This is a genomic window from Niveispirillum sp. GW835-FHT14G11, assembly GCF_058793615.1.
The window spans coordinates 1-500 of the sequence record NZ_JBXAFZ010000072.1; the positions used below are offsets into that span (position 1 = coordinate 1).

1 protein-coding gene is annotated in these 500 nt (G+C 59.2%); it reads left to right on the top strand.

What is annotated here, in order from left to right; translation table 11 throughout:
* Positions 1–477, top strand: a 477-nt coding sequence (locus AC1Q7F_RS32655) for a nucleotidyl transferase AbiEii/AbiGii toxin family protein (protein WP_492512714.1), incomplete at its 5' end; no start/stop codon positions are given.
* Positions 478–500: the final 23 nt, after the last annotated feature.

The window sequence follows — 500 nt, forward strand, 5'->3', positions numbered from 1 at the left end:
GCTGATCTTTATGCCGGAAAGATCGTGGCGGCACTCGACCGGCAACATCCGCGGGATCTGTTCGACATCAGGGACCTGCTGGCCAACGAGGGCATCAGTGATGAACTGCGCCGCGCCTTTATCGTCTACCTTGTCAGCCATGATCGCCTGATATTCGAACTGGCGGCACCCCGTCGCAAGGACTTGGCTCAGGAATTCGCGCAGGGTTTCGCGGGCATGACGACGGAGCCTGTCGCTCTTGACGACTTGGCGGCAGCGCGGGAAGCGTTGATTGCGACGATCATCGGCGAAATGCCGGCCACGCATCGGGACTTCCTGCTGCGGTTCAAGCGTGGCGAGCCGGATTGGAGCCTGATCGAGCTTCCCGAAGCTGCGAATCTGCCAGCCGTGCGGTGGAAACAGCTGAACCTGGATAAACTTGCCAAGACTGTCCGGACGCGTCTTGTCAATCAGCTGAGTACAGCACTGTCATCCTGACCATAATGTCCCGTAACGCTTGC